The organism is Scandinavium manionii (genome assembly GCF_024764775.1).
GTDB classification, from domain to species: domain Bacteria; phylum Pseudomonadota; class Gammaproteobacteria; order Enterobacterales; family Enterobacteriaceae; genus Scandinavium; species Scandinavium manionii.
Genome location: NZ_JALIGC010000023.1, coordinates 1 through 5500, shown reverse-complemented (window position 1 = coordinate 5500; position 5500 = coordinate 1). Strand labels below are relative to the sequence as shown.

At 44.2% G+C, this 5500-nt stretch carries 5 protein-coding genes and 2 pseudogenes; 2 read left to right on the top strand and 5 right to left on the bottom strand.

What is annotated here, in order from left to right; genetic code table 11:
• Nucleotides 1-112 (top strand): annotated as a pseudogene (locus tag MUU51_RS00200) (hypothetical protein); the annotation flags it as partial.
• A gap of 87 nt (nucleotides 113-199) precedes the next feature.
• Nucleotides 200-838 carry a 3-oxo-tetronate 4-phosphate decarboxylase gene (gene otnC, locus MUU51_RS00195; RefSeq protein WP_159776980.1) on the top strand — a complete coding sequence of 213 codons (639 nt, stop codon included), beginning with the start codon at nucleotides 200-202 and terminating at the stop codon, nucleotides 836-838.
• Nucleotides 839-943: 105 nt separating this feature from the next.
• Here the strand turns inward: otnC and MUU51_RS00190 are convergent.
• The 5 genes and pseudogenes from MUU51_RS00190 to MUU51_RS00170 all read right to left on the bottom strand — a co-directional run.
• A pseudogene (locus tag MUU51_RS00190) lies at nucleotides 944-1153 on the bottom strand (IS630 family transposase); the annotation flags it as partial.
• 86 nt (nucleotides 1154-1239) lie between these two features.
• A complete protein-coding gene (locus tag MUU51_RS00185) occupies nucleotides 1240-2640 on the bottom strand; it encodes an aspartate ammonia-lyase (RefSeq protein WP_159776981.1) in 1401 nt (466 codons plus the stop codon).
• 107 nt (nucleotides 2641-2747) lie between these two features.
• Nucleotides 2748-3854, bottom strand: a complete 1107-nt coding sequence (locus tag MUU51_RS00180; RefSeq protein WP_159776982.1) for a cupin domain-containing protein — start codon at nucleotides 3852-3854, stop codon at nucleotides 2748-2750.
• A gap of 126 nt (nucleotides 3855-3980) precedes the next feature.
• Nucleotides 3981-4607: an aldolase/citrate lyase family protein gene (locus tag MUU51_RS00175; protein WP_159776983.1), complete on the bottom strand. Its 627-nt coding sequence runs from the start codon at nucleotides 4605-4607 to the stop codon at nucleotides 3981-3983.
• 11 nt (nucleotides 4608-4618) lie between these two features.
• Nucleotides 4619-5161, bottom strand: a complete 543-nt coding sequence (locus MUU51_RS00170) for an asparaginase domain-containing protein (RefSeq protein ID WP_159776984.1) — start codon at nucleotides 5159-5161, stop codon at nucleotides 4619-4621.
• Nucleotides 5162-5500 lie beyond the last annotated feature (339 nt).

Here is a 5500-nt window from a genome sequence, read left to right as displayed (position 1 = left end):
CGCAGATGGTAAAGCTACCGATAAGAAGAGAAAGAGCCTTCCCGAGAGTGGTGAAAGAAAGGCCACGTAAATATGGTAAGGCCTGGAACAAAAAAGCCAGTCAGTTGCTTAACTGACTGGCATTACCTCTCTGGCTGGCGCTTAAATCTGGTAATTTCGGCGACGAAAGCTTCTTTTCCAAAGCACAGGAGTCTTTTTCATGAATATGAATGCCCAGGCACTACGCGAGCAGATGGTGACATTAGCCCATTCTATGTTCATGCGCGGATACAGTAGCGGTGGGTCAGGTAATCTCAGCCTGCGACTGCCAGAAGGAGGCTACTTAGTCACCCCAACTAATTCCAGTTTGGGATCGCTTGATCCTGCGACCCTCAGCGAGCTGGATGCAAACGGCAACTGGATTCGCGGAGAAAAGCCGTCAAAAGAAACACTTATGCACCTAGCGTTTTATAATCAACGTGTAGATATTGGCGGGGTGGTTCATTTACATTCCCCTTGGTTAACTGCACTTTCCTGTTTACAAGGGCTGAATCCCAGCGATTGTTTGCCTCCCATAACGCCATACTTTGTCATGCGAGTGGGCAAACTACCCTTAATCCGGTATCTGCGTCCTGGACATCCTGAACTGGCCGCTGAAGTCGAAAGACTGGCCGTTGAGCATAACGCTATGCTTCTCGCGAATCATGGCCCGGTCATTGGGGGAAGCAGTTTGCGGGATGCCGTATTTAATGCGGAAGAGTTAGAAGATACGGCTCGTCTGTGGTTTACGCTGCGTCCGCATGGCATGGTAACGCTGACTGATGAACAGGTTGCGGAGCTCTATACAGTTTATGGTTAAGAAAAGGCGAATAGCGTTTTTGAACGGGAATAAATGTTAGCTGATGAAGATCACATACTTAACCATAACTATCTACACCAATATGTCCATGCGGCCATCAGCGACCTAAATTTCTGCGCTACACTTTGCCAGATCATGTTTACCTCCCGGGAATGGGCTGACGGTTTGCATAAAATGGTGAGCCTTTCTCAGTAGCTGCCACATCGAACGGCACTGATGGTTGCGGGTTATTGTGCCGTGAAGCGCCTGCCATAGGCGCTCAACGTGGTTCACCCACGGCGAATAAACCGGCTGGTAAATCCCGCTGAGCTTCGGTTTAACGAAGTATTACGCTACGCATCAACCCGTGACCCAGACTGGACCTGTTTAGAAGTAGTAAGCTTAAACTGATTAAAGGAATATTATTTATACAATTCATTAAATAACTCAGGACAGGTTAATACACTTGGTTCCAGAAGCTGGGATGCTTTCTCTGTGGAAAGTAGACCTGATTCAACGACGATCTGATAGATACTTTTCCCCTCTGTTTCCGCTTTCCTTGCTACTTCCGACGCTATTTTATAATCAAAGATTGTTGCAATGACAGTGGAAAGGGCTAAAGAACTTCCGGCATCCTCAGCGCAACGTTCTCGATTAGCGATGAGGTTTTTAATACATTTTTCACTGAACAGAGGCAAACATTCTGTGAGGAGTCGGCAGGATTCAGAAATACAGTTGAGGATCAATGATTCCCAAACATTCAGTTCAAGTTCCCCTTCGCAGGCACGAGTGATGCTGAGATCGTTGCCCAGAATGCGGAAATAAACCTGAATAGCCATTTCCGGTATCACTGGATTAATTTTTCCAGGCATAATAGACGATCCTGGTTGTACCGCGGGCAGGGTAATCTCGGCCAAGCCGGCTCTAGGCCCGGATGCCATGAGTCTTAGGTCGGATGCAAGTTTATTCAGAATATTCGCGGTGCTTTTAAGCACCGCCGATGTTGTAATCCAAAAATCCGCATTCTGCAGGGCATCAAAGAAATTTTTTTCGGGCGTAAAATTAATCCCAGTATTTTCATGCAATGCGTGATAAAAAGCATCTTTATATCCGGGATAAGTGCCGAATTCTGTTCCTATAGCAGTTGCTCCCATAGGTAATTCAAGACAATGGCGTCGTACGTTATTGATCTGGAGCACTGAGCGTTCAAAGGCACTGCAGTAACCACTGAACTGCTGTCCCAATGTTAATGGCAATGCATCCTGTAAGCAGGTTCTTCCAATCTTTACGATATCGGTGAATTCCTCGACCTTATTACCTAGGATTTCTACGAAACTTGAAAGTGCATATTCAAGCTCACCGAGAATTTTATAGATAGACATTTTCATTGCCGCGGGAATGACATCGTTTGTCGATTGACACATATTGATATGAGTATTGGGATGAACAACATCATATCCTTTTTTTCCGGTTAAAATCTCATTAGCCCGATTGGCCAAGACTTCATTGACATTCATATTTGTCGATGTACCACCACCACCTTGGTAAATATCCAACGGGAATTGCTGTGCCTGCGGTGTAGTTAAAAACTCATCTGCGGCCTGTGAAATAGCTAAAACCTGTTCGTTACTTATTTTCCCAATTCTATGGTTAGCAATGGCGGCTGATTTTTTAATGAGGAGCAAGCTATCAATATAACTAGGAATTTTATCAATGGTTATGCCAGATATCGAGAAATTCTCAAGTGCACGCTGAGTCTGAATTCCATAATAATGGTCATCCTCAATTTCTCTGCTGCCTAGTGCATCATTTTCAGTACGCATTATTTTTCCTTGTTAAATATTATATTGGATGATATTTAACCTTATCTGCCAGGCTCATGAATACCTGAGGTCATTCGCATGACAGTAAGGTTTTATGCTCAAAGCATTTACGCTATAAGTTCTGGTTTAAGCAACGCTTCCTGAATTGATGGTGGAAGCATCGACACTGGTGCGATATAACCATCGGGGTCAATGCCAAATCCTTTGGCTGCAGCTTGGTTGATAATATCTTCAGACCATTCAATGTGCTTGCGCTGATCGCCCGAGGTTAACAACACAAACTCAACTGGGGTATCACCAACGGCTCTGAATCTACGCCACACATTTTCAGGACAGGAAAAGACATCCTGAGGGTGCATTATTTCGCTACTTTCATCGGATGAACTCTTGAGTGTAACGTCAAGTTCCCCTTTAAACAGGATCAGTACCTGCTTCTGAGCAAGCGTATGTAGCCCTATTTCTCCATTGACAGGAATACGTCCCCATTCAATTGATAGGCCGTGTGGGTTAGTAACAGTAGGATGTTGCTCACGATCCTGCGTGATCCCGTAGCCGACTGCAGGCGCAAGTTCTGCACCGTGTCCTTCGAGGACGCTATCAAGAAGCGAAGAGGATGAGAATAGTCGTTCACCACGCTTAATTAGGCGTTCGCACATTTTTTCTACCGAGTAATGTGGGAGACAGGTGATAGCTGCGTCATCGAGAGGTTGTACAAGCTGTTCCGGTTCGGGAATGGCTTCGCCTGCATCGGTATCTATCATTTTGTTAGATTTGGTCAGATAAAGGCCATGTTTGGCCGCAGATTTGAGTACTTGTGGATGCCAGATAATTCCGCCGGAATCATTGCCACCAAGCGCGGTGAAGATCCAGCCATGGTCGTCACCGATATTTGTGAATCCACGAAATATCCATGTAGGAATAGAAATAATATCTCCCGCTTCGCCAACAATTTCGCCTTCATCCCCCTCCGCCCCCCAGCGGAACAGCCATTTTCCATGATAAATCATGAAAACTTCGGCTGTGTAATGGATATGAAGATTATTAGTGATACCCGCAGGCATTGCCGCGACTCCAAGACCGAAGCCGTGGGGCTCGCTGATACTGATTTCTTTTTTTGTGGCCTGACTGACACCGGACCCGATCAGGGAATAATTTTCTTTTAGATGAGAGCCGGGCATCTTACAGTCGATGAACGCGACGCGTTCGGGGATCATTTGTGTCCTTCTTAGTATACGGGCGCTCAGAGAACTCGGTGAGAGTGATTTTATATTCATTGTTTCATCCTGTATTCAGATTGATTTGAGGTTAGGTCATTCATTGAAAAAATGTTAATGAATGAGTCATATACAAAGCGGTTTATGAATATGTTCAGGCTGATCAACGGAGGAAATATCCGCATGACTGACAGGGCTGCCAGTTGTACGTCCTACAGAGTATGAGCACATAATGGTCCTGACAAAAGCAGGATTGGATGCCTCATGTTCATTCCTGTAATTTAGCCAACCGGAAGCTCGTTTCAGCGCGTATTCGCTGAATATTATTACCGGGGGAAACATATTCAGTCCCATCTCTTTCATTGCTGATGCTGTCGCCATATCTATCATGGGACAAATGATGTCATAGGCGCCCGAATCCAGGATTTTGTTAATGTCACCAAAACTGTTTTCGGCGCAGCGCACCAGCGGCATGGCATCCGTACTGGATATAGCCTGTAGAAGTGAAGGCACAACATCCATTCCAAATTGTCCATGTTGCAAATCGACCGTCACTGAATCGAAACCGCACTGGCCCAACACTTCAGCAATATAGCCACTATTGCAAGAAAGCCAGGCATTGATGGCTGGTATTTTCAGTGTAACAAGTTCACTTAATCTATTAGGATGCATCGTTAAGCTTCTTTTTAAGAAATTACATGGTGAATAAAACCCACTATCTTCAGATGAGCTTCCCTTTCCGACAATAGCCATTTAAACTCTGTCTACAGAGTCATAGAACGAACAAATGTCATCTGCTTACGATCCTTTATAATCCCGGGGAAAGATAATACTTGCCCATGAAAAATGGTATAAATACCAACAGGAAGAAGCTTGCAGGCTAATATCGCTTCAATGATATTTTGTATGCCATCACTTTGTTGAACAACTAATGGTATCATCGCACCAGTAAATATAATTGGTACGGTAGGGCCTGGCAAAGAGATGTAAAGTTCTTCACCAGTATTAGCCAAGGTATCAGTACCATGTGTTACAATTACTGCATCATTATTATGGCTTGCCATCAAGACGCTTTCAGTAATGGCAGTCCTGTCTTCCGGATTTATTTCGAGAGAATCCTTACGCATTAAATCTATAAAGTTTATATGCGTGTTCGGGAGTCTAAGAGAACGGATAAGCGCATCGATAGTCACCTCTGAATTGCACATGCTCGCAGAATGAGGATCATACGTTTTAGCTATTGTTCCACCGGTCATTATAACTGCAATTCTGAAAGCAGAAGCATTGTCTTTTTTTTCTAAGATCACATTATACCACCTATCTGAATCCACTCTTAGTTCATTAATAATCCTGTAAGATTCTCTTGTGGCTGTTAGAGTTCAGGACCTTGATGAATAAAATATAAATTCCGTTATAAACATTGTGATTTGATTCATTATTATTGCTCCCTATTTAAGGATGGAGATCTTAATGTGGTGTTGGATCATATCCTTCTTTACCCTATTCCGATCGACTAGGTTCCCGATAAAAAAGAGCAACGGCGACAGTAGTAAATAATGCAACGCCAACCAGATAATAAGCCGGCGCAAGCTTATTCCCGGTAAATTCAACGAGTGCAGTGGAAATAAACGGTGTCGTTCCACCGA